Annotated in this window: 16 protein-coding genes; 10 read left to right on the plus strand and 6 right to left on the minus strand. The window is 66.4% G+C overall.

The genetic code is table 11. The features are described 5' to 3' along the window. Positions 1–128: 128 nt before the first annotated feature. From C8J43_RS11810 to C8J43_RS11825, 4 genes are read left to right on the plus strand one after another with little or no spacing between them, the layout of a single operon-like run. Positions 129–2,420 carry a TonB-dependent receptor gene (locus C8J43_RS11810; RefSeq protein ID WP_133031066.1) on the plus strand — a complete coding sequence of 764 codons (2,292 nt, stop codon included), beginning with the start codon at positions 129–131 and terminating at the stop codon, positions 2,418–2,420. Beyond that, on the plus strand, positions 2,417–2,731 hold the full coding sequence (locus C8J43_RS11815; RefSeq protein ID WP_243645553.1) for a hypothetical protein: 315 nt from the start codon (positions 2,417–2,419) through the stop codon (positions 2,729–2,731). Before C8J43_RS11810 ends, C8J43_RS11815 begins: the two co-directional genes overlap by 4 nt. Further along, a complete protein-coding gene (locus C8J43_RS11820) occupies positions 2,728–4,320 on the plus strand; it encodes a PepSY-associated TM helix domain-containing protein (protein WP_133031067.1) in 1,593 nt (530 codons plus the stop codon). Before C8J43_RS11815 ends, C8J43_RS11820 begins: the two co-directional genes overlap by 4 nt. After that, complete coding sequence (locus C8J43_RS11825) at positions 4,317–4,598, plus strand: DUF3325 domain-containing protein (RefSeq protein WP_133031068.1); 282 nt, start codon at positions 4,317–4,319, stop codon at positions 4,596–4,598. The genes C8J43_RS11820 and C8J43_RS11825 overlap by 4 nt, the downstream gene beginning before the upstream one ends. A 4-nt stretch (positions 4,599–4,602) precedes the next feature. On the opposite strand, the gene C8J43_RS11830 is transcribed toward C8J43_RS11825, so the two are convergent. Continuing rightward, a complete protein-coding gene (locus C8J43_RS11830; RefSeq protein WP_133031069.1) occupies positions 4,603–5,169 on the minus strand; it encodes a cytochrome b in 567 nt (188 codons plus the stop codon). Positions 5,170–5,271: 102 nt separating this feature from the next. Here C8J43_RS11830 and C8J43_RS11835 point away from each other — a divergent pair, with 102 nt between their 5' ends. Together C8J43_RS11835 and C8J43_RS11840 are read left to right on the plus strand one after the other, a co-directional pair. Next, complete coding sequence (locus C8J43_RS11835; protein WP_243645554.1) at positions 5,272–6,699, plus strand: glycosyltransferase; 1,428 nt, start codon at positions 5,272–5,274, stop codon at positions 6,697–6,699. A gap of 113 nt (positions 6,700–6,812) precedes the next feature. Continuing rightward, positions 6,813–7,874: an SMP-30/gluconolactonase/LRE family protein gene (locus C8J43_RS11840; RefSeq protein ID WP_243645555.1), complete on the plus strand. Its 1,062-nt coding sequence runs from the start codon at positions 6,813–6,815 to the stop codon at positions 7,872–7,874. 2 nt (positions 7,875–7,876) lie between these two features. Here the strand turns inward: C8J43_RS11840 and C8J43_RS11845 are convergent, their stop codons facing one another. Together C8J43_RS11845 and C8J43_RS11850 are read right to left on the minus strand one after the other, a co-directional pair. After that, positions 7,877–8,347 carry a cupin domain-containing protein gene (locus C8J43_RS11845; RefSeq protein WP_133031071.1) on the minus strand — a complete coding sequence of 157 codons (471 nt, stop codon included), beginning with the start codon at positions 8,345–8,347 and terminating at the stop codon, positions 7,877–7,879. Beyond that, complete coding sequence (locus C8J43_RS11850; protein WP_133031072.1) at positions 8,344–9,462, minus strand: Gfo/Idh/MocA family oxidoreductase; 1,119 nt, start codon at positions 9,460–9,462, stop codon at positions 8,344–8,346. The genes C8J43_RS11845 and C8J43_RS11850 overlap by 4 nt, the downstream gene beginning before the upstream one ends. A 342-nt stretch (positions 9,463–9,804) precedes the next feature. On the opposite strand from C8J43_RS11850, the gene C8J43_RS11855 reads away from it, so the two are divergent. Beyond that, positions 9,805–10,731, plus strand: coding sequence for a crotonase/enoyl-CoA hydratase family protein (locus C8J43_RS11855; RefSeq protein WP_243645556.1), 927 nt, complete (start codon positions 9,805–9,807; stop codon positions 10,729–10,731). A 4-nt stretch (positions 10,732–10,735) separates the two neighbouring features. Here the strand turns inward: C8J43_RS11855 and C8J43_RS11860 are convergent, their stop codons facing one another. Beyond that, positions 10,736–12,709 carry an EAL domain-containing protein gene (locus C8J43_RS11860; RefSeq protein ID WP_133031073.1) on the minus strand — a complete coding sequence of 658 codons (1,974 nt, stop codon included), beginning with the start codon at positions 12,707–12,709 and terminating at the stop codon, positions 10,736–10,738. A gap of 196 nt (positions 12,710–12,905) precedes the next feature. Between C8J43_RS11860 and C8J43_RS11865 the strand changes: the two genes are divergently transcribed. Then, complete coding sequence (locus tag C8J43_RS11865) at positions 12,906–14,102, plus strand: multidrug effflux MFS transporter (RefSeq protein WP_133031444.1); 1,197 nt, start codon at positions 12,906–12,908, stop codon at positions 14,100–14,102. 24 nt (positions 14,103–14,126) lie between these two features. Here C8J43_RS11865 and C8J43_RS11870 read toward each other — a convergent pair whose 3' ends face one another. Further along, positions 14,127–15,461, minus strand: coding sequence for an amidohydrolase family protein (locus tag C8J43_RS11870; protein ID WP_133031074.1), 1,335 nt, complete (start codon positions 15,459–15,461; stop codon positions 14,127–14,129). Positions 15,462–15,665: 204 nt separating this feature from the next. Here C8J43_RS11870 and C8J43_RS11875 point away from each other — a divergent pair, with 204 nt between their 5' ends. Both C8J43_RS11875 and C8J43_RS11880 read left to right on the plus strand, forming a co-directional pair. Beyond that, positions 15,666–17,177: an ATPase domain-containing protein gene (locus C8J43_RS11875; RefSeq protein WP_268795609.1), complete on the plus strand. Its 1,512-nt coding sequence runs from the start codon at positions 15,666–15,668 to the stop codon at positions 17,175–17,177. Beyond that, on the plus strand, positions 17,170–19,158 hold the full coding sequence (locus C8J43_RS11880; protein ID WP_133031075.1) for a PAS domain-containing hybrid sensor histidine kinase/response regulator: 1,989 nt from the start codon (positions 17,170–17,172) through the stop codon (positions 19,156–19,158). Before C8J43_RS11875 ends, C8J43_RS11880 begins: the two co-directional genes overlap by 8 nt. A 288-nt stretch (positions 19,159–19,446) precedes the next feature. On the opposite strand, the gene C8J43_RS11895 is transcribed toward C8J43_RS11880, so the two are convergent. After that, positions 19,447–20,232 carry a hypothetical protein gene (locus C8J43_RS11895; RefSeq protein ID WP_133031076.1) on the minus strand — a complete coding sequence of 262 codons (786 nt, stop codon included), beginning with the start codon at positions 20,230–20,232 and terminating at the stop codon, positions 19,447–19,449. Between the last annotated feature and the right edge of the window lie 50 nt (positions 20,233–20,282).

Raw genomic sequence — 20,282 nt, forward strand, 5'->3', positions numbered from 1 at the left:
ACAATCGCCTGCCATTACGAGTTGAATTCCGCGCCAAAACGCACACAAGAAACATGAAATTTATGTTAGATTGATAGTGACTCGCAAAAGCGTCTCCGCTAGTCGCCCCCGTAACAAAGGGGTTCAGTATGAGTTTGATGAGCATTTTGCTGGCTGGCGCGACGCTGGTTGGAGAGCCTGCACATGCGACGATCGCGACACCGGTGCGATCGGACGTCGCCGACGACCGCGGGGGTGAGGGGGAGCAGAAGTCGGACGAGATCCTCGTCGTCGGCAAGAGCTATGGCCGCGAGGTCGGCAAGACCGTCACCCCGCTCAAGGATACGCCGAATACCGTCACGGTCATCGAGCGCGACCAGATCGAGGCGCAGAACCTGTTCACGCTCGAAGACGCGCTGACCGCGACCAACGGGATCACGGTCAACGGCGTCGGCAGCGAGGACCCGTCGTTCCTGTCGCGCGGCTTCGTCATCAACAATTACCTGATCGACGGCGTGCCGACCTTTTCGCTGAACTTTCCCGCGGTCGTCCCCGACCTGTTCTTCTACGACCGGCTCGAGGTGTTGCGCGGCCCCGCCGGTCTGTTCAGCGGATCGGGCAACCCGGCCGGCAGCATCAACCTCGTGCGCAAGCGTCCGCTCGATGCGCTGCGGGTGCAGGCTAGCGCAGGCTATGGCAGTTACGACAACGCCCGGTTCGAACTCGACGTCTCGACGCCGATCGGTTCGAAGGCCGGCATTCGCGTCGGCGCGATGCTGCAGGATCAGGATCAGTTCTTCGACACCGCGCACCGCAACCGGCTTGGCGCGTTCGCGGTCGGATCGCTCGAGATCGGCGAGCGCACGACGCTGACGGTCGGCGGGAACTACGATCGGTTCCGCCCGGCGGTCCAGTCGGGCCTGCCCGGCATCGCGGGCGGTGCCGACGGCAGCGACGGAGCCTTGCTCGACATCGACCGGTCGACCTATCTCGGCGCGGACTGGAACCGGTTCGAGAGCAAGAGCTGGACCGGGTTCGCCGAACTCACGCACAAGGTCAGCGACCGCTGGACCTTGCGCGCGACCGGACTGTTCACCGATGTCGATCGCGTCGACATCTACAGCTATATCGGCAACCAGCCGGTCACCGCCACCAACGGCAGCACCAACCACATCGCCTACCGCGGCGACAGCAAACAGCGGACCCGGTCGTTCGACTTCAACGGGATCGGCAGCTTCCCGCTGTTCGGGCGCGACCAGACGCTGATCCTCGGTGGCGATTATCAGGCGAGTTCGGGAACGTCGTTCGCGACCCGGCTGTCGAACTATGCGCGGATCGACGTCTACAACCCGGTATCCCCGCTCGAACCGCCGCTCGATCCCTACGGCACGCTTCCCTATTATCCGGTGCAGGGTACGGGGGCGACCTGTCCCACCAGCGGTACCGCGATCAGCCCCGCACCCGCCAATTGCGTGCTTCAGGTCTATGGCGGCTCGGCGACCGACGTCGAGCAATACGGGCTGTACGGGCAGATGCGGTTGAGCCCGGTCGCGGGGCTGACGCTGGTCGGGGGTGGACGTCTGACATGGTGGGACACCACCGTGACGACGCTGCTCACGCCCACCGGTGCGCTGCCCGCGGCTTCGCGCTACGGCTTCGACAACCGGTTCACGCCCTATGCCGGGATCGTCTGGGACGTGACGCCGGCGCTCAACATCTACGGGAGCTACGCGGACAGCTTCACGCCGCAGGCGGCGCCGGTCGGTCGGTCGCGGCCCGATGGACGGCAGATCGAACCGCTGACCGGCAAGCAGTTCGAGGCGGGAACCAAGCTGTCGCTGATGCACGACCGGCTGTTGCTGTCGGCGGCGGCGTATCAGATCACGCAGTCGAACCGGCTGTACAACGATCCGGACCTGCCGACGAGCGTGCTCCAGATCGGCAAGGTGCGCGCGCGGGGGATCGAGACCGAGGTCAGCGGCGAGATCGTGCCGGGCTGGCGGATCAATGGTGGCTACAGCTACACGCGAACCAAGTATCTCGAGGACGCCAACCCGCTGTTCGAGGGGATCAGCCTGGTGCCGATCGTCCCGAAGCACATGGCGAAGATGTTCACCAACTATGCGCCGGTCGCCGGACCGCTTGCCGGCGTCAGTCTAGGCGGTGGCCTGACCTGGTTCGGCAGCACGTTCGGCGGCACGGGGGCGGTGTTCAATACCGACGGCACGGTCCGCACCCGGTCGAGCATCGTCCGCCAGGGGAGCTATGCGGTGCTCGACCTGCGCGCGGGCTATGCGCTGACCCCGCGGCTCGGCGTGTCGGTGAACGTCAACAACGTGCTCGACCGCGACTATTATGCGCGGATCAGCTCGACCGGGCGTGGCAATTACTACGGCAGTCCGCGCACCGCGTTCGCGACGCTGCGGTACACCTTCCAGTGACCGCAGGCGACCTGCACGCCCGCGCTCGCTGGGCTCGACGCGGCGATATCGGCCTGCGGGTCATCGCCGCGGTGCCGCTCGGCTATGCGACTGCGAGCCTGTGGGCGATGGCGCTCGCGCGCATCCTGCCCGGCGAGCGCACCGAGGCGACCGTCACCGCGACGCTGATCGCGCTCGCGCTGTGCGCGGTCGCGGCGATGTGGGCTTTCGCGGCACGAAGCGGCTGGCGCGCGCTGTGGACGCTGGGGGTTGCCGCCGGGATCGCGGCGGCGATCGCGTGGGTCTCGATCGATGCGACGGGCCGGCTGTGAGCAAGGGCTTCCGCCAATCGCAGGCGTTCCTGCACACCTGGTCGGGGATGCTGCTGGGGTGGATCCTGTTCCTCGTGTTCGTCGCGGGTTCGCTCGCGTTCTGGCGCGAGGGGCTCAACCGCTGGACGCGGCCCGAACTCGCGCGGATCGAACAGCCGATGCGCGTGCTGGCGGGATCGCAGGCGTTTCTCGCGAAGACCGCGCCCGATGCGAAGAGCTGGTTCATCCCGATCGTGACCGACCGGATGCCCGGCGCGCAACTCTTCTGGGTGCCGCAGCCCAAGCCCGGCGAGCCAGCGGGACGGCGCCGCGGTCGCGGCCGTCGCGATACCCAGGCGCTGATCGGCGCGGACGGGCAGGTCGCGCACGCCCGCGAGACGCGCGGCGGTGAGTTCTTCTATCGGTTCCATTTCGACCTCCACTACATGCCGGTGATCTGGGCGCGGTGGATCGTCGGGTTCGCGACGATGATGATGCTCGTCGCGATCCTGAGCGGGATCGTCACGCACAAGAAGATCTTCAAGGACTTCTTCACGCTCCGCCGCGCCAAGGGCCAGCGATCATGGCTCGACGGACATAATGCGACCGCAGTCCTGGCGCTGCCGTTCCACCTGATGATCACCTATACCGGTCTCGTCACGCTGATGGCGTTGCTGATGCCCTGGGCGGTCGTCGCCAACTACACCGACGAACGCGTGGTCGCGGCGGCATTGTTCCCGAGCGCGGTAGCGGTCGAGCGAACCGGCCGGCCTGCGCCGCTGATCGACCTGCGACGGATCGCCGCCGATGCCGAACGCCGTCTGGGCGCGCCGGCGAGTTTCATCGAGGTCAGCGATCCGGGCGATGCCGCGGCGCGCGTGACGGTGAGCCAGAGTTTCGGCTCGATGCTGTCGTCGCGGACGCCACGCCTCGCCTATGACGGCGTGTCGGGTCGGCTGGTCTGGCGTTCGCCGATGCCCGGTGCGGCGGCCGAGACGGCCGGGGTGATGATCGGGCTGCATGCCGGACGCTTCGCCGGCTATGGCGGGCGCTGGCTGTATTTCCTGTGCGGGGTCGCAGGCACGCTGATGGTGGCGAGCGGTCTCGTCCTTTGGACCGTGAAGCGGCGCGAGCGGCTGCCCGATCCCACGCGACCGCATGTCGGCTTCCGGTTGGTCGAGCGTCTCAACGTCGCGGTGATCGGCGGCTTTCCGCTAGGCGTCGCGGCGTTCTTCTGGGCCAACCGCGTGCTGCCGGTCGATCTCGGTGGCCGCGCCGAGTGGGAGGTGAATACGCTCTTCATCGTCTGGGCGATGTCGGCGGTCCTGGCGTTCATCGCGACACCCCGCCTTGTCTGGTCGCTGCTGTTCGCCGCGACGGGCCTGCTGCTGGTGGTGCTCCCGTTCTACGACATCGTCGCCACCGATCGCGGCATGCTCGTCATGCTGGCGCGCGACGACTTCGTCATCGCGGGTATCGACGCGACGATGGGCGTATTCGGGATCTCGTTCCTCGCAGTCGCGCACCGCGTCGCGCGGCACCGCCCAAGTGCAAAGCGCGTCCGCAAACCCCGTAGCGCCGAGGCGCGCGTGCTGGAGCCTGCCGAATGATCGCCCTGCCGTTGATCCTGTCGATCGCCGCGTTCCTGTCGCTCGGGCTGTCGACCGATGCGCATCATCGCCGTCGTTTCGGGGCGTGTCCGTCGGGGGAACGGCGCAGGGCGTTGCGATCGGTCGGTTGGCTTGGCCTCGGAGCTGCGGTCGTACCGGCGATACTGGCGAGCGGATGGGTGTTCGGGCCGATCCTGTGGGTCGCGGCGATCATGGCGGGTGCCGCGGTCGCCTTTCTGGTCCTCAATCTCGTCCCGGATCCACGGAGTCGAGCCTGAGCATTCAGTCGCGTCCGGCGCCGGGGACGATTCGACGCAGTTCGCGGTGGCCGTCGATCCATTCATGCTTGAGTGCGCCCGCGATGTGCAGGCCGACCAGCGCGTAGAGGACATAGGCGAGCCAGGCATGCGCGGCGCCGAACACCGCATGCAGCGTCTCGCGCGTCGCGGGATCGATCGACCCGAACGCGATCCGCGGCCACTGGACCAGGCCGTAGAGATACATCGGATGAGTCGCGGCATCCTTCCACGCCGAATCCATGATCCAGCCCGACAATGGCATCGCGAAGATGATCGCATAGAGCAGCCAATGCGTGACATGCGATACCGTAACCTCCCAGCGCTGGTAGCGGGTCGGCAGCGCCGGCGGGCGGTGCGTCGCCCGCCACAGCAGCCGCATGATCGCCAGCCCCAGCACGGTGATGCCGATCGACTTGTGCAGGTCGATCACGGGGCGGACATGATCGTCGGCGAGATACGGCCAGACCCACGCAAGCCCGACATTGACGACGATTCCGAGGGCGACCAGCCAATGAAGCGCGATCGCGACCCCGGTATATTTCCTGACCATCCGCCTGTGCCTCGCTCGTTGTTGCCGGCCCTTCGTCTGCGGGAGCGATTTCCGCAATAGCCCATTCATCCTTGACGCGGTACGCGCGCCGCGATGCTATCGATGACCACCATATTCACCGCGCAATCGCCGCGCCTGTCGCCGCGACCGATCCCGATCGTCAGCCGCCTGATCGGCTTTGCGGTGCCGCTCGTCTTCCTGGCGCTCGTGCTCCAGGCGTTCCTGCACCAGGGGCTTGCGGTGTGGTCGGTCGGGATCGCCTATATCCTCTACGATACCACGCTGCTGGTGTTCACCGCCTGGCAGATTCGCGATCTCGCTCATGCGCCGCCACCCGAGCCGAACGGCTTGCCAGCGCCGGGTTTCGGCGTGATCGTCGCGGCGCACAACGAAGCGAGCGTCATCCGCCTGACGATCGACCGGCTGCTGGCGCAGGCGCATCCGCCCGAGACGATCATGATCGCCGACGACGGATCGACCGATGCCACCCCCGCGGTGATGCGGGAGCTCTACGCGCTGGCGGTACCGGCGCTGGGCGACGTCGCGACGGTCGATCTCGGCGGCACGCGGCTCGCGTGGTTGCGGCTGCCGCATGGTGGCAAGGCCCGTGCGCTCAACGACGCGCTGCTGCGGATCGACACCGCGATCGTCCTGACCGTCGATGCCGATACGCTGCTCGAACCGGGGGCGATCGCGGCGATGCGCGCGGCCTTCGCTGCGGAACCCGAGCTGGTGGCGGCGACCGGCGTGCTCGCGCCGATCTGCGGACCAAGCCTCGGCGGGCGGCTGTTCGAGTGGTTCCAGTCGTACGAATATGTCCGCAATTTCCTGTCGCGCGATGCGTGGATGCGGCTGAACGGCCTGTTGCTGATTTCGGGTGCGTTCGCGGCGTTCCGGCGCGATGCGGTGATCGCGGTCGGCGGGTTCGATCCCGACTGCATGGTCGAGGATTACGAGCTGATCCACCGGCTTCATCGCCATGCGCACGACACCGGACTCGACTGGCGGGTGCGCGTGGTTGGCGGCGCGCTGGCGCGCACCGATGCCCCGGCGAGCATCCCGGCGTTTCTCAAACAGCGCCAGCGCTGGTTCGGCGGGTTCCTCCAGACGCAGCACTGGAACCGCGACATGATCGGCAACCGCGCCTATGGCCGGCTCGGCACGCGGATGTTGCCGGTCAAGGCGCTGGACACGGTGCAACCGATCTACGGGCTGGCCGCGTTCGCGATCCTGATCGGACTGGTGATCACCGGACGCTTCGCGCTCGCCCTGCCGATCCTGATCGTGATGATCGTCAAGATCGTGATCGACCTCAGCTTCCACCTTTGGTCGCTCGGCATCTACAAGCGCTGGACCGGGCAGCGCGAAGGACTCGGGCTTGGCCCGGCGATCATCGCCGCGATCGCCGAGCCGTTCACCTTCCAGCTGCTCCGTCACGTCGGCGCGATCTATGGCTGGGTGGCGTTCCTGCGTGGCGGACAGAGCTGGGGACGACAGACGCGCACTGCGCTCGAACATCGGGCGTCGTAGACTTTCGATCGAACGATCCCATCTTCGCCGACGAGGACAAGGAGGATTTTGCCGCTATTGTCCTGCAGACGTCGCGGCTGTCATAAAGCGTTGGCAGGGTTGGGGAGCGTTCATTGAATCAGAACAGTAGCGGCGTGGCCGAGGCGGCGCTGAAGCCGGACCGGCGTACCTTAATGCTCGGCGCGCTCGCGCTTGCCGCGCTGCCACGGCGGGCGGTCGCCGCGGACATTGCGCACATCCAGCGCCTGTCGCCGGCGTTCGACCGGATGGTCGCGCCGGACGCTCGTATCTCGGTCGTCGCGAGCGGGATACGCTGGGCGGAAGGCCCGCTATGGGTCGATGCCGGCCGGTATCTGCTGTTCACCGATCCACCGGCCAACATCATTCGTCGATGGCAGACGGGCAGGGTCGCGACACCGTTCCTGGCGCCGTCCGGGGCGGCCGGGACCGATCCGAAGCTGGTGCGCGAACCCGGCGCGAACGGATTGGCGCTCGACCATCAGGGGAGACTGCTGATCGCGAACAGCGGCGGACGGTCGATCGACCGGTTCGATCTCGTCACGCGGCGCCGCGAGGTGCTGGTCGATCGCTACCAAGGCAAGCGGTTCAACAGCCCGAACGACCTGCACGTCGCGCGCGACGGCACAATCTATTTCACCGATCCGCCCTACGGGCTGACCGACGGCGATGCGTCCTCGCTGAAGGAGATGCCCGTCAACGGCGTCTATCGCTGGACGCCGGGCGGGGCGGTCGACCTGATCGACGGCACGTTGACGCGGCCGAACGGCATCGCCCTGTCGCCCGACGAGACGCGGCTCTATGTTTCGGTCTCGGACGACGTCGCGCCGCGGATCATGGTCTACGACCTCGACAAGATCGGACTGCCGCGGCGGTCGCGCGTGTTGCTCGATGCCAAGCCGATGCAGGTAGGTGGCGCACCGGGGCTGCCCGATGGGATGAAGGTCGCCCACGACGGCACCTTGGTCTGTTCGGTGCCGGGCGGGATGATGTTCCTGTCGCCCGACGCAGAACCGCTCGGGCTGATATCCAACGGCGGGCCGATCGCGAACTGCGCGTTCGGCGAGCGCGGCCGTGCGCTGTTCCTGACCGCGAACGACCGCGTGCTCCGCGTGCCGCTGCGCGCGGGCTGGCAGGATCGCGGCCGGCCGGCCTGAGGTCAGCGCCGCTGCGGCAGCTTCATGCCGAGCAGCACCAGTCGATCGCCGGTGATCCCGAACCAGTGCGGCACGCCGGCCGGAATGAGCATGACGTCGCCGGGCCCCAGCGTACGCGTCTTCCCGCCGACGATCCGCGCGCCCTCGGTCAGATCGGGTTTGACGACCACGGCGTCGGCGAGCGTCCCGCCCGAGATCAGCGTACCGGCGCCGGCCACGACGATCGCGTATTCCGCCTGATCGGGGTGCACGGCGGGGCGCCCCGGCTTTTTCCAGTATTCGAGCGCGGCGTTGGTCTCACCGTCGCGGACCAGCGGTTGCCAGGCAAATCCCTGTCCCGGTTTCATCGCGGCGCCCATCGCGGCGACCTTCGCCTTCACCTCGGCGTCCGATGCGAAACTTGTCGGATCGACCGTCTGCGCGCCCGCCGGCGAGGCCGCGATCAGCGCGGCGACTACGAACGGCAGCTTCATGCGCGATCCTTCCGCGCGCCATCGAGCCGGATCGTCCGGCCTTCACGGGCCGAGCGGTAGATCGCCTCGACGATCCGCATGTCGCGCAAGCCTTCCTCGCCAGAGACGATCGGTTCGCGCCCGGTGCGGATGCTCTGGACGAGATGGTCGAGTTGCCCTGCGAACTGCGTCTTGCCGGGGCCGGGCGGTGGCGTGACCTCGCGTTCGCGGCCATCCTTGCCCTGCCACATATGGTTGCCCTCGTAGCGGGTCGCGGGTTCGAGTTCGATGCGGCCGGCGTCGCCCATCAACAGGATATGGTTCTGGTTGGCGCTGTACATCGACTGGCAACCGGCCATCGCCCCGGACGGGAACTCCAGCGTCCAGTCGATGATGTCCTCGACCTCGGTAAAGCGCGGGTCGCGGCGATCGGTCGATTCGCGCGCGGTGACCGCGATCGGTTCCTCGCCGGTCATGTAGCGCGCCGCCTGCAGGCTGTAGATGCCCATGTCCATCAACGAGCCGCCGCCGGACAAGGCGCGCTTCAGCCGCCATTTCGATGGATCGCGCTGGACGAAACCGTGCTCGGACCGCACGTAGCGGATCTTGCCCGCCGCACCCGCGCGCGCCAGCCGCATCGCCTCGAGGTTGGTCGGCTCGAAATGGCAGCGATAGCCGATCATCAGCTTGCGGTTCGCGGTCTTGCATGCCGCGATCATCGCCTCGCACTCGGCGACCGATATCGCCATCGGTTTCTCGCACATGACGTGCTTGCCCGCCTTCGCCGCGCGGATCGTGTATTCGGCGTGCATCGAGTTGGGCAGGCAGACATAGACGATGTCGACGTCCGGATTATTCCGGATCGTATCGAAGGTCTCGTAGGAATAGATCGACCGCGCCGGCAGTCCGTGATCGGCGGCGACTCGCTTGGCCTTGGCGGGATCGCCGCTGACCACCGCGGCGAGCCGGCTGTGCGCGCAGTTCGCGAATTGCGGGATGATGACGTCGAGACCGTAGGAACCCAGTCCGACGATCGCATAGCCGAGTGGCCGATCGCCCGGTCCCGCGCCGAACGCGCGAGAGGTCAGCGTCAGAGCCGCCGCCGAAATCATCAGGTCGCGTCGTGCAATATCCATGTCGATCATCCCCGTCCTGCGCACAGGTCTGGAGCCGAAAACGACCCGGCGCAAGGTCGGTCCGAACAGGAATGGTTTCACCCGCGGGCAGCCAGACGGTATTTCCCGCCGATAAACGGACCACATCGATATCTGACCAAAATTACGCCGACGGTCGATTCCCGGCGCGAAACAAGCACCTAGCGTGCGCAGGTAGGATCCGGTGCGAAGCCGGCGCCTCGGCCGACTATGGCGCGGCGAGACGTACCGTGCCGACTCGTGCATTACGCACCCCGCATCTGACGCGAACTCCGCCTAATCTTCTCGGGCAGCAGGCCGCTGCGCGTAAAGAAGGAAGTCGCGATGACTGTCGAATACTCACCCGTCATGTCCTCAAGCCGGAGCCAAGGCCATCATCACAGGCCGATCGAGCTGCCGGCGTCGCTTTTGACCCGCCAACCGTTCGCTTTCGCGGATCTGGAGGTCGCGTTCGATCCCGAACTCGATACCTTGTGGACGTACATGCGGCAAAAGGTCCGTCCGAGCTTCAATCCCGGGCTGCTGGCCGAGTTCAATCAGTGGCAGAACGATATCGCGGAGGCATGCTCGTCGGAGATGATGCCGATCCGCTATCTCGTGCTCGGCTCGCGTTTCCCCGGCGTGTTCTCGCTCGGCGGCGATCTCGATCTGTTCGCGGAGCATATCCGTCGTGGCGATCGGCAGGCGCTGGTCCGCTACGGCCGCGCCTGCGTCCGCATCCTGCACCGCAACATGCTCAGCCTCGACCATTCGATCATCACGATCGGGCTGGTCGAAGGCGACGCGCTCGGCGGCGGTTTCGAGGCGTTGCTGTCGTTCAACGTCGTCATCGCCGAGCGGGGCACGAACTTCGGGCTGCCGGAAACCAATTTCGGGCTGTTCCCCGGCATGGGCGCGCATTGCTTCCTGTCGCGGCGGCTGGGGTCTGCGCGGGCCGAGCAGATGATCCTGAGCGGGCGGACCTACAGCGCCGAGGAACTGTACGATCTCGGTATCGTCCATGCGCTGGCCGATCCGGGCAAGGGTCGCGCCGAGGTCGAGCACTATATCCGCCAGAACCGCCGTCGCCACAGCGGGCATTGTGCGATCTACGAGGCGTCGCGCTCGGTCAATCCGCTGGCGCTCGCCGAGCTCGAGGCGGTCGTCGATCTCTGGGCCGACGCGGCGCTGCGTCTGAGCGAGTTCGATCTGAAACTGATGCGGCGTCTGGTCGGCGCGCAGACCCGATTGCTGACCAAGGCGGCAATCTAGGATCTCAGGAGCGCGCCTGCGCTTTCTGGGCATTGCCGGCAAGCATGGTCGCGACCATGCTTGCCGGCAACGGCCGCGCCAGCAGATATCCCTGCACCGCATCGCACCGCGTGCGGCGGAGCTGGTTGAGTTGCGCCTGCGTCTCGACGCCCTCGGCTACCGTCCGCATGCCCAGTTTGGCGGCGAGATCGATCACGGTCTGGACGATCGCCACCGAGGCCGGGCTCTGTTCGAGATCGGTGATGAACGAGCGATCGATCTTCAGCGTCTGGAACGGGAATTTCGTGAGGTAGCTGAGCGACGAATAGCCGGTGCCGAAATCGTCGAGCGTGGTCCGCACGTGCAGCCGGTTGATCGCATCGAGCGCGGCCAGCGACGCTTCGATATCCTCGAGCAGCACCGACTCGGTCACCTCGAGCTCGAGCCGCTCCGCTGCGAACCCGGTGGACGCCAGCGCATTCATGATCACGGTGGTGAGATTGGCCGACCGGAGCTGGATCGGCGACAGGTTAACCGCGATCTTCACCGCTTGTGGCCACGCGCTGGCGATCCGGCACGCCTCACGGATCACCCATCCGCCGATCGACACGATCAGCCCGGTATCCTCGGCGATCGGGATGAATTCCGCCGGCGAGATCGCCCCATGCTGCCGGTTGGTCCAGCGCAGCAAGGCTTCGCAGGACAGCACGTGTTCGCCGGCGAGATCGAAGATCGGCTGGAACACCAGATGAAACTCGCCGCGTTCAAGCGCGCCCTGCATCTCGGCGGCGAGGTCCCGCGTGCGCGAGATCTTCTCGTCCATCAGCGGTTCGTAGAAGCACATCTGGCCGCGACCGCTGTCCTTGGCGCGATACAGTGCCAGGTCGGCGTTCTTCAACAGCGTGTCGGCATCGCTCCCGTCCGCGGGCGCGATCGCGATACCGATCGATGCGTTCACCTGGAGCAGGCGGCCTTCGTGGAGAACCGGCTTCTCGACGAGTGCCAGGATGGTCTGACCGATCGTCATCGCGTCGGCTTCGGTATTCACCGTGCACACGACGGCGAACTCGTCGCCGCCCAGTCGCGCGACGACGCCGTCCTTGCCGAACGCCTGATCGAGCCGCCGCGCGATCTCCGCGAGCAGCGCGTTGCCCGCCAGATGGCCGAACGAATCGTTGATCTCCTTGAAGCGATCGAGATCGAGCCAGTTGATCGCGAGCCGATACTCGTCGGCCGACACCCGCTGCAACCGCGCTTCGAACTGCTCGCGGAACGCGGTGCGATTGGCGACCCCGGTCAGGTCGTCGCGGCGCGCGATCGCGGCATGATGCTCCGCCAGCGCCGTCTTCTCGCGCGACGCTACGGTCGCCTTCAGGATGACGCCGTAGGTTTGCAGCGTGATATCCATCATCGCGACGACGAACAGCAATATGACGATCGCCAGCGCGATCTTGAGCGGCTCGAGCGATACGAGCAGACCGATCGCGAGCGGTACCGACGCGAAGCTGAGCTGCGACAGCGCGATCCACGGCCGCCCGGCATTGCGTCCCGCGATCCCCGCCGCATAGCCGATCGTCGTCGTCACCGCGAGCAGCTGCAGCACGCCGTCGTTGGTATTGACCAGCGTCAGCAGTCCAAACGTGCCGAGCAGCGACGAATAGCCGATCGCCCCGGATCGATAGAGCCGCTCCTGGCGTCGGCCCCAAGGGCCCAGCGCGGCCTTCTTGGATGGCTGGCGCTTCGCACTCCGTCGGCTCAGGCGCAGCGCATCGACGATCCGCGAGCCGGCAACCGCCGCGATCGCTATCGCGCACCCCGTCATCCACGCGTTGCCGCTGACCAGCGCGACGATCATCGTGATGGCACTGCTGGTCACCGCGCCGATCACCAGCGATTGCGGCGATGCGTAGAGCGACTCGACCAGGGTCTCCTGGACGTAGGCCGCGATCGTCTGATCGGAATGGCGCAACTGCCTGAGGCGGGTAATCAGACCGATCATGACGGCCTACATGGGAGAAGAAGGTGTAAAAGAAACGAACAAACACGCGCTGAGCGACTGAAAAAGATATTTTTTATTTGTACGCCGCGCGCCAGCGTTATGGGGCCGCATTGCCGGCATCGTTCGATCTGTCGTGGCATTCCGCGCGCGATCCCCGTACGCGCAGGTCATGAACGTCAAGACCGCTGACCCGTCGATGCAACCACGCGAGTTCGTTGCCTTTATTGCCGCGCTGATGGCCGTGAACGCGCTCGGCGTCGACCTGATGCTGCCCGCGCTGGCGGATATCGGGCATCAGTTGAGCATCGCGACGGCCAACCACCGGCAGTGGATCATCACCGCGTACATGCTGGGCTTCGGGACCGGGCAGCTCGTCTACGGCCCGCTAGCAGATCGCTACGGACGTCGCCCGATCCTGCTCGTCACGCTGGCCGGGTTCGTGCTGGCGAGCATCTTCGCGGCCGGATCGCAGACTTTCGCGGCACTGCTCGGCGCGCGTGTGCTGCAGGGGCTGATGTCGGCGTCGACCCGCGTGCTGGCGGTCGCGATCGTGCGGGATCGCTATGCCGGGCGACAGATGGCGCGGACGCTGTCGGTGGCGCAGATGATCTTCTTCCTCGTGCCGATCATGGCGCCGAGCCTCGGCCAGATGTTGCTCGCGTTCGGTCCGTGGCGCTTCATCTTCTATGCGCTCGCCGGTTTCGCCGCGCTCGTCCTGGCATGGTCGTTCACACGGCTGCGCGAATCGCTGCCGGTCGAGAACCGCACGCCGCTTTCGCTGGCCGCGCTGCGCAACGGGTATACGCTGACGCTGACGAACCGGTTTTCCGCAGGGTACGCGGTCGCGGCGTCGATGACGTTCGGCGGCATCATCGCCTTTGTCTCGTCAGCGCAACAGATCTTCGTCGACGAGTTCCACGCCGGCGCGCGGTTCACGATCCTGTTCGCGATCTGCGCGTTCTCGATGGGGTGCGCGTCGTTCGCCAACAGCCGCCTGGTCGAGCGGCTGGGCACGCGGCTGATCTCGCAGTCCGCGGTAATCGGTCTGATCGTGCTCTCCGTCTGCCATATCGGACTGATCGCATCCGGCCTCGAAACCCTGCCGAGCTACATGGTGTTCCAGGCCCTGAGCATGACCTGCATTGGTCTGTGCGGGGCGAACTTCGGGTCGATGGCGATGGAGCCCGTCGGCGCGATCGCCGGCACGGCGTCGTCGATCCAGGGCTTCATCACCAGCGTCGGCGCGGTCATCGTCGGATCGCTGATCGGACAATCCTACGACGGCACGACCTATCCGCTGGCGATCGGCTATCTGGCGATCGGCGTCGCGGTGCTCGGCGTGGTGTACGTCGTCGAGGGCGGCAAGCTGTTCCACGCGCATCACAGCGCGTAAGGAACGACGCTGCCGCCCGGCGGGTCAGAGGCTCTTCGGCGCGCCCTTGACGATCTGGCCGCGGTGCATGACGAAATCGACATGCTCGAGGCGCGTGACGTCCTGTAGCGGCGAGCCCGTCACGGCGATGATATCCGCGGTCTTGCCGGGTGCGAGCGTGCCGATGTCGTCGCGCCCGAGCAGATCCGCCGCGCTCACCGTCGCCGCGACGATCGCCTGCGTCGGGGTGAGGCCGTTGCGTACCAGAAGTGCGAACTCGGTCGCATTGTCGCCGTGCTTCGAGACGCCGGTGTCGGTCCCGAACGCGACCTTCACCCCGGCGGCATAGGCGCGACGGTGACTGGCGGCCATCGCGGCCGCGGCGGCCTCGGCCTTGACGATCGTCGCAGGGGGCAGGGCGCCACCCCGCGCCTGCGCGAGTGCGGCAACGGGTGCGATCTCGGTCGGGACGAGATAGGCGCCCCTGGTCTTGAACAACCGGATCGTCTCGTCGTCGAGAAACGTGCCGTGCTCGATCGAGTCGACCCCGGCCTCCAGCGCCGACTTCGTTCCCTCCGCCGCATGGCTATGCGCCGCGACCTTGCGGCCAAGACCATGCGCGGTCTCGATGATCGCGCGCATCTCTTCGGGGGTCATCGCCCGGCCAAGCCCGCCGCTGACATTCGACAGCACGCCGCCGGTCGCGGCGAACTTGATGACGCGTGCCCCCAGTGCAACCTGCGCGCGGACCGCACGTCGGCACTCGTCGGGACCGTCGCACAGATTGATTTCCTTGGCATGCACCGCTTCGGCAAAATCTTCGGCAAGCCCGTTGCTGCCGTCACCATGCCCGCCGGTCACCGAGATCATCTCGCCGGCATTGGTGATCGTCGGCCCGTCGACGGTACCGGCGTCGATCGCATCGCGCAGCGCGCGGATGCCGCGGGGATCGCCGCCGAGATCGCGCACCGAGGTGAACCCCGCGTTCAACGTGGTCCGCGCGTTCGCGACCGCGGTCATCTCGTCGTCGAACCGATCGCGGGTCATCGCCTCGAGCCGTGCGCGCATCGGGTCGCCGCCGATCCCCCAGAGATGGACGTGCATGTCGACCAGACCCGGCAGCACGAACGCATTGCGCAGGTCGATCAGCGTCGCGCCCTGTTCGGGCGGTACGAACCCGTCGCGCAGCTCGGCGACCTTGCCGTCACGGACGATGACGGTGGTATTGCCGCGCGGCGGCTGGCCGGGCCGATCGAGCAGCGCGCCTGCCTGGATATACGTTGCCTTCGACGGTGAAGCTTGGGTTCCGGACGGTGAATTCTGGGCCAGCGCGGGTGCGGATACGGTGGCTGCGAGCGCGATCACACATGCTGTGAACATCGAATTCCCCCTGACCGGGGTATGGTCGTTCAAGTGCTCGGCTTCGGCAAGTCCTTGCAACCAGTATTTTGCCGCGCGTCGAATATGCGCTGATCTTGATCAAATCGGGTTGGCGGCAGGATTGCCAACCGACCGGGGGCGGCTATGGTTCGTCAACCCTAACGCGCTAGCATCGTTGGGAGATACTAGATTTAGGATGCCATATTGCCAACCGATCCGCAGACCACCGCGATCGTATCGACCGGTATAGCCGGGCTCGACGACATTCTGGGCGGTGGCCTGACCCCCCAGCGCATGTACCTGGTCCAGGGTACGCCGGGAACCGGCAAGACGACCTTGGGGCTCGACTTCCTGCTGACCGGGGCCAAGGTCGGCGAGACCGGGCTCTACATCACGCTGGCCGAAACCGAGGTCGAACTGCGTGCCGTCGCGGCGACGCATGGCTGGTCGCTGGATCAGCTCGAGCTGTTCGAGATGGTGCCCGCCGACGGCCTGGGCGAGGATCAGGAGCAGACCTTGCTCCACCCGAGCGAAGTCGAACTCGGCGAGACGATCCGCGACATCATGACCAAGGTCGATGCGTTCAAGCCTGCCCGCGTCGTCATCGACAGCCTGTCCGAACTGCGGTTGCTCGCGCAGAGCCCGGTCCGGTATCGACGGCAGATCCTGGCGTTGAAGCATCTGTTCTCGACGCGGCAGGTCACCGTCCTGATCCTCGACGACAAGGGCGCGTCGGGCAGCGATCTCCAGCTCCACAGCATCGCGCACGGCGTCATCTCCCTCGAACAGACGCTGTCCGGGTTCGGATCGCAACGTCGTCGCCTTCACATCGTGAAGATGCGCGGCGTCCGCTATCGTGGCGGCTATCATGATTTCGAGATCGAGCGCGGCGGCCTTCGCGTCTACCCGCGGCTGATCGCGGCCGAACATGGCCGGACCTACAATGATGCGTCGGTGTCGACCGGATCGGAAGCGCTGGACACGCTGCTCGGCGGCGGGCTAGTTCCCGGCACGGCGACGTTGCTCACCGGGCCCGCGGGCGTCGGCAAGACGACGACGTCGGTCCAGTGCATGGTCGCGGCACTCCAGCGCGGCGACCATGCGGCGTATTTCCTGTTCGACGAGCGCCTGCCGACGCTGATGAAGCGCAGCGCCGCGCTGAACCTCGACATCCAGCCGTTCATCGACTCCGGCCAGCTGAAGATCCGCGCGATCGACCCGGCCGAGATGTCGCCGGGCGAGTTCGCGGATTCGGTCCGCGCCGCGGTCGAAGAGGACGGCGCGCGCGTGGTCGTGATCGACAGCCTGAACGCGTATCTGCAATCGATGCCCAACGAACAGTTCCTGACGCTGCAGATGCACGAGATGCTGACGTATCTGGGGCAGGAGGGGGTCGTCAGCCTGCTGATCCTCGGCCTGCATGGGATGATGGGCGACGTCCGGCAGGACGTGGACTTGAGCTATCTGTCCGATTCCGTGGTTCAGCTCCGTTATTTCGAGGCGCAGGGCGAGGTCCGCCAAGCCATCTCGGTCATCAAAACGCGCACGGCACGGCACGAACGGACGATCCGGGAGTTTCAGATAGGGAGCAACGGTTTGCAGGTCGGCGAGCCATTGCGCGAATTCCAGGGCGTCCTGACCGGCGTTCCGACCTTTTCGGGCGAAGGCAAGACGTTGATGGCCAGCAAGATGGGTTCTTTGGAAGAGCATGGCTGACGTGGAAGACCGTGTTCTGATTCTGGCGCCGCGCGGTCGAGATGCCACGATTGCCGCGGACCTGCTCGGCCGTAACACGATCCAATCCTATGTCTGCGCGGACCGGGCGGAGTTGCTGGCGGAAATTCGGCGGGGCGCCGGTGCGGTCATGCTGACGGAGGAAGCGCTGGCGGGGCATGACGCGTCGGGTCTGTCGGAGTGGGTCGCGACGCAGCCGACCTGGTCTGACATCCCGTTCGTGGTGCTGGCCAACGGCGCGCCCGCGCCGCGAACCACCGCCGCGAGCGATCGCCTGGCGAACCTGGGCAATGTCGTTCTGTTGCAACGGCCTTTGCATGCCGAGGCTATGCTGGGCGCGATCCGCTCGTCGCTGAAGGCGCGGCGGCGCCAATATGAAGTCCGCGATGCGGCGATGACGCTCGAGCGTGCGGTTGTCGATCGCACCGCAGAGCTGGAAGCGGCACGGGAGAGTCTTACGATCGCGCTCGACGCCGCCGGCATGGGCAGCTGGGATATCGACTTCACCACCGGCACCGCGAGGCGGACGGCACGGCACGACGAGATATTCGGCTATCCGACGCGGCGTCCGACGTGGAACATCGATGATTTTCTCGGCTTTGTCGACGTTTCCCAGCGAGCGCGTATCCGGGCGGACTTCGACGCCGCGCTGGACTCTGGAATGCTGGATATCGAGTGCTCGATCACCGCGGCGGACGGTTCGCAGAAGTGGATCGCGGCCAAGGGCCGCGTCACCTACGGTCCTGACGACAAGCCGCTGCGGATGACCGGCGTCGTCTCGGACGTGACCGACAAAAAGGAAGCCGACGCGCAACTCGCGCAGGCGCACAAGATGGACGCGATCGGCCAGCTGACCGGCGGCGTCGCGCATGATTTCAACAATCTGCTGACCCCGATCGTCGGCAGTCTGGATCTCGTCCGCCGTCGGCACAAGGACGACGAGAAGACGCAGCGCATGGTCGCCGGCGCGCTGCAGGCCGCCGAACGTGCGGCGACACTGACTCAGCGGCTGCTCGCGTTCGCGCGCAAGCAGGCGTTGCAGCCCAAGGCGGTCGATATCGGTGCGCTGATCGATGGCATCGTCGATCTCGTCCGGCGTTCGCTGGGGCCGACGATCACCGTGGTGCTCGAAGTGCCGCGCCATCTGTCGTCGGCGCGCGTCGATCCGAACCAGCTCGAACTCGCGCTGCTCAACCTCGCGATCAACGCACGCGATGCGATGCCGGGCGGCGGTCGGCTGATCCTGACCGTCGCGGAGATCGTCGTCGACGACCGCAACGCCGTCGGTCTCGACGCCGGCCGTTATATCCGACTGACCGCGCAGGATACCGGCACCGGCATGGACCGGGCGACGCTCGCGCGTGCGACCGAACCTTTCTTCTCGACCAAGGGCGTCGGCAAGGGAACGGGCTTGGGCCTGTCGATGGTCCACGGTCTCGCCGCGCAGTCGGGGGGCATCCTGCATCTCAGGAGCGAGCCCGGCGTCGGGACCGCAGTCGAGCTCTGGCTGCCGGCGACCGACGAAGTCGCGAGCGATGCGGCCGATAGTCAGGGTGAGCCGGCACCGGCGCGGCATGCCGCCAAGATCGTCCTGGTCGACGACGAGGAACTGGTGCGGTCCGCGACCGCGGAGATGCTGCGCGATTTGGGCTATGTCGTGTCCGAGTTCGGGTCGGCAAGCCAGGCGCTATCGGCGATCCGGTCGGGGATCGATGTCGACATGCTCGTCAGCGATTATCTGATGCCCGGGATGACCGGCGGCCAGCTGATCACCGAAATGCGCGCCAACGGCATCCGGCTGCCGACGTTGCTGGTCACAGGATACGCGGCGGCGGGTGACGATGTCCCGACCGATGTCACGCGGCTGGGAAAGCCCTTCCGCCAGGTCGATCTGGCCGACCGCGTCAACCAGTTGCTTCGCGTTCCACCAGCCAAGGGACGTCGGCTGCGCGTCGTCGAATAGACGGTATTCGTCGAGGTTGGTCGGCCGCAAGGCACGGCTCAGACGGACAGGCCGTCCGTCGTGACGTGATCGGCCATCGCTTCCGCCGTCGTCCACCAGATCCGCGGGTCCGCCACCTCTCGTAGTCGGGTCAGGACCCGATCGAGATCGTCAGCCGGCGGCCTTCGGGCCAAGAATAGTCGGGCCGTCCGACGATCGGGCGGTACGCGTATCGCCCGTGATGCGGCAGGTCTTTCATCGGTTCGGACCTGCGTGCGCCTTCATATCAGCCGTCGAATTGCCTTGGCGCTATCCCAAGGGGGCCGGCTTGAGCTGACCGGAGTCGAGATGCCACCGTAACTGGTCGGCCGTCGCGCCGTCGACGTCGTTGACGCGTCGAACGACGTACGTGCCGCGGAAACGCTGGCGTGAGCCGTCGTCCAGCGTGGACTCGACGGTGACGGGGACCGGCTGATAGATCGACCCCGCCCCGGCATCGCCAGGTTGGAGCGCGCCGATGACCACTTTGGTCGTGCGGGTATGCGCGAAACCCGCCGCAAACGCTGCGAAAGTCTGTCCCGGACGACCGTCGTTACCCCATTGCCGCCACGCGGTGTCAAAATCCCGCGCGTTGACAGCGGCATAGTAACGCCGAACCACCGCTGCCGCAGCCTCCGCGCTCTTAGGCGCAGGCCCGCATCCCGGCATCGGCGCGCCTTTGCCGTCGAACAGCGCACAACTGCGCGCGATCTCGTCGTCGATCATCGCGCAGCTGTTGGCGGCATTGCAGGGAGGATGCGTCGCCGGCGAGACGTCGCGACAGATCGCCACGCGTCGCGCCGCGGCGGCGGCACCGATATCGGCAAGACACGATGTCTTCGTGAGGGCCTTTGGCGAAGACGTCTCGGGCGAGATCGAATTGTCGATCGCCGCGGGGGAGGGCGTTGACTGCCGCACTGCGACGGTGTCGCCACCCGATTGATTCCGCGCGACGTCAGGCGTGTTTTGCGGCCGATCGTCGGATCGATCGGAGGATGCCCCGCACGCCGCCAGCGCGAACAGCGGAACAGATATCCACGGCGTCAAACTTGGCATGGTCGGACTTGTCCTCTCCTTCGCGGCGGCTTTTGCTGCGCGCGCAACAC

Source organism: Sphingomonas sp. PP-CE-1G-424, assembly GCF_004341085.1.
Classification (GTDB): domain Bacteria; phylum Pseudomonadota; class Alphaproteobacteria; order Sphingomonadales; family Sphingomonadaceae; genus Sphingomonas.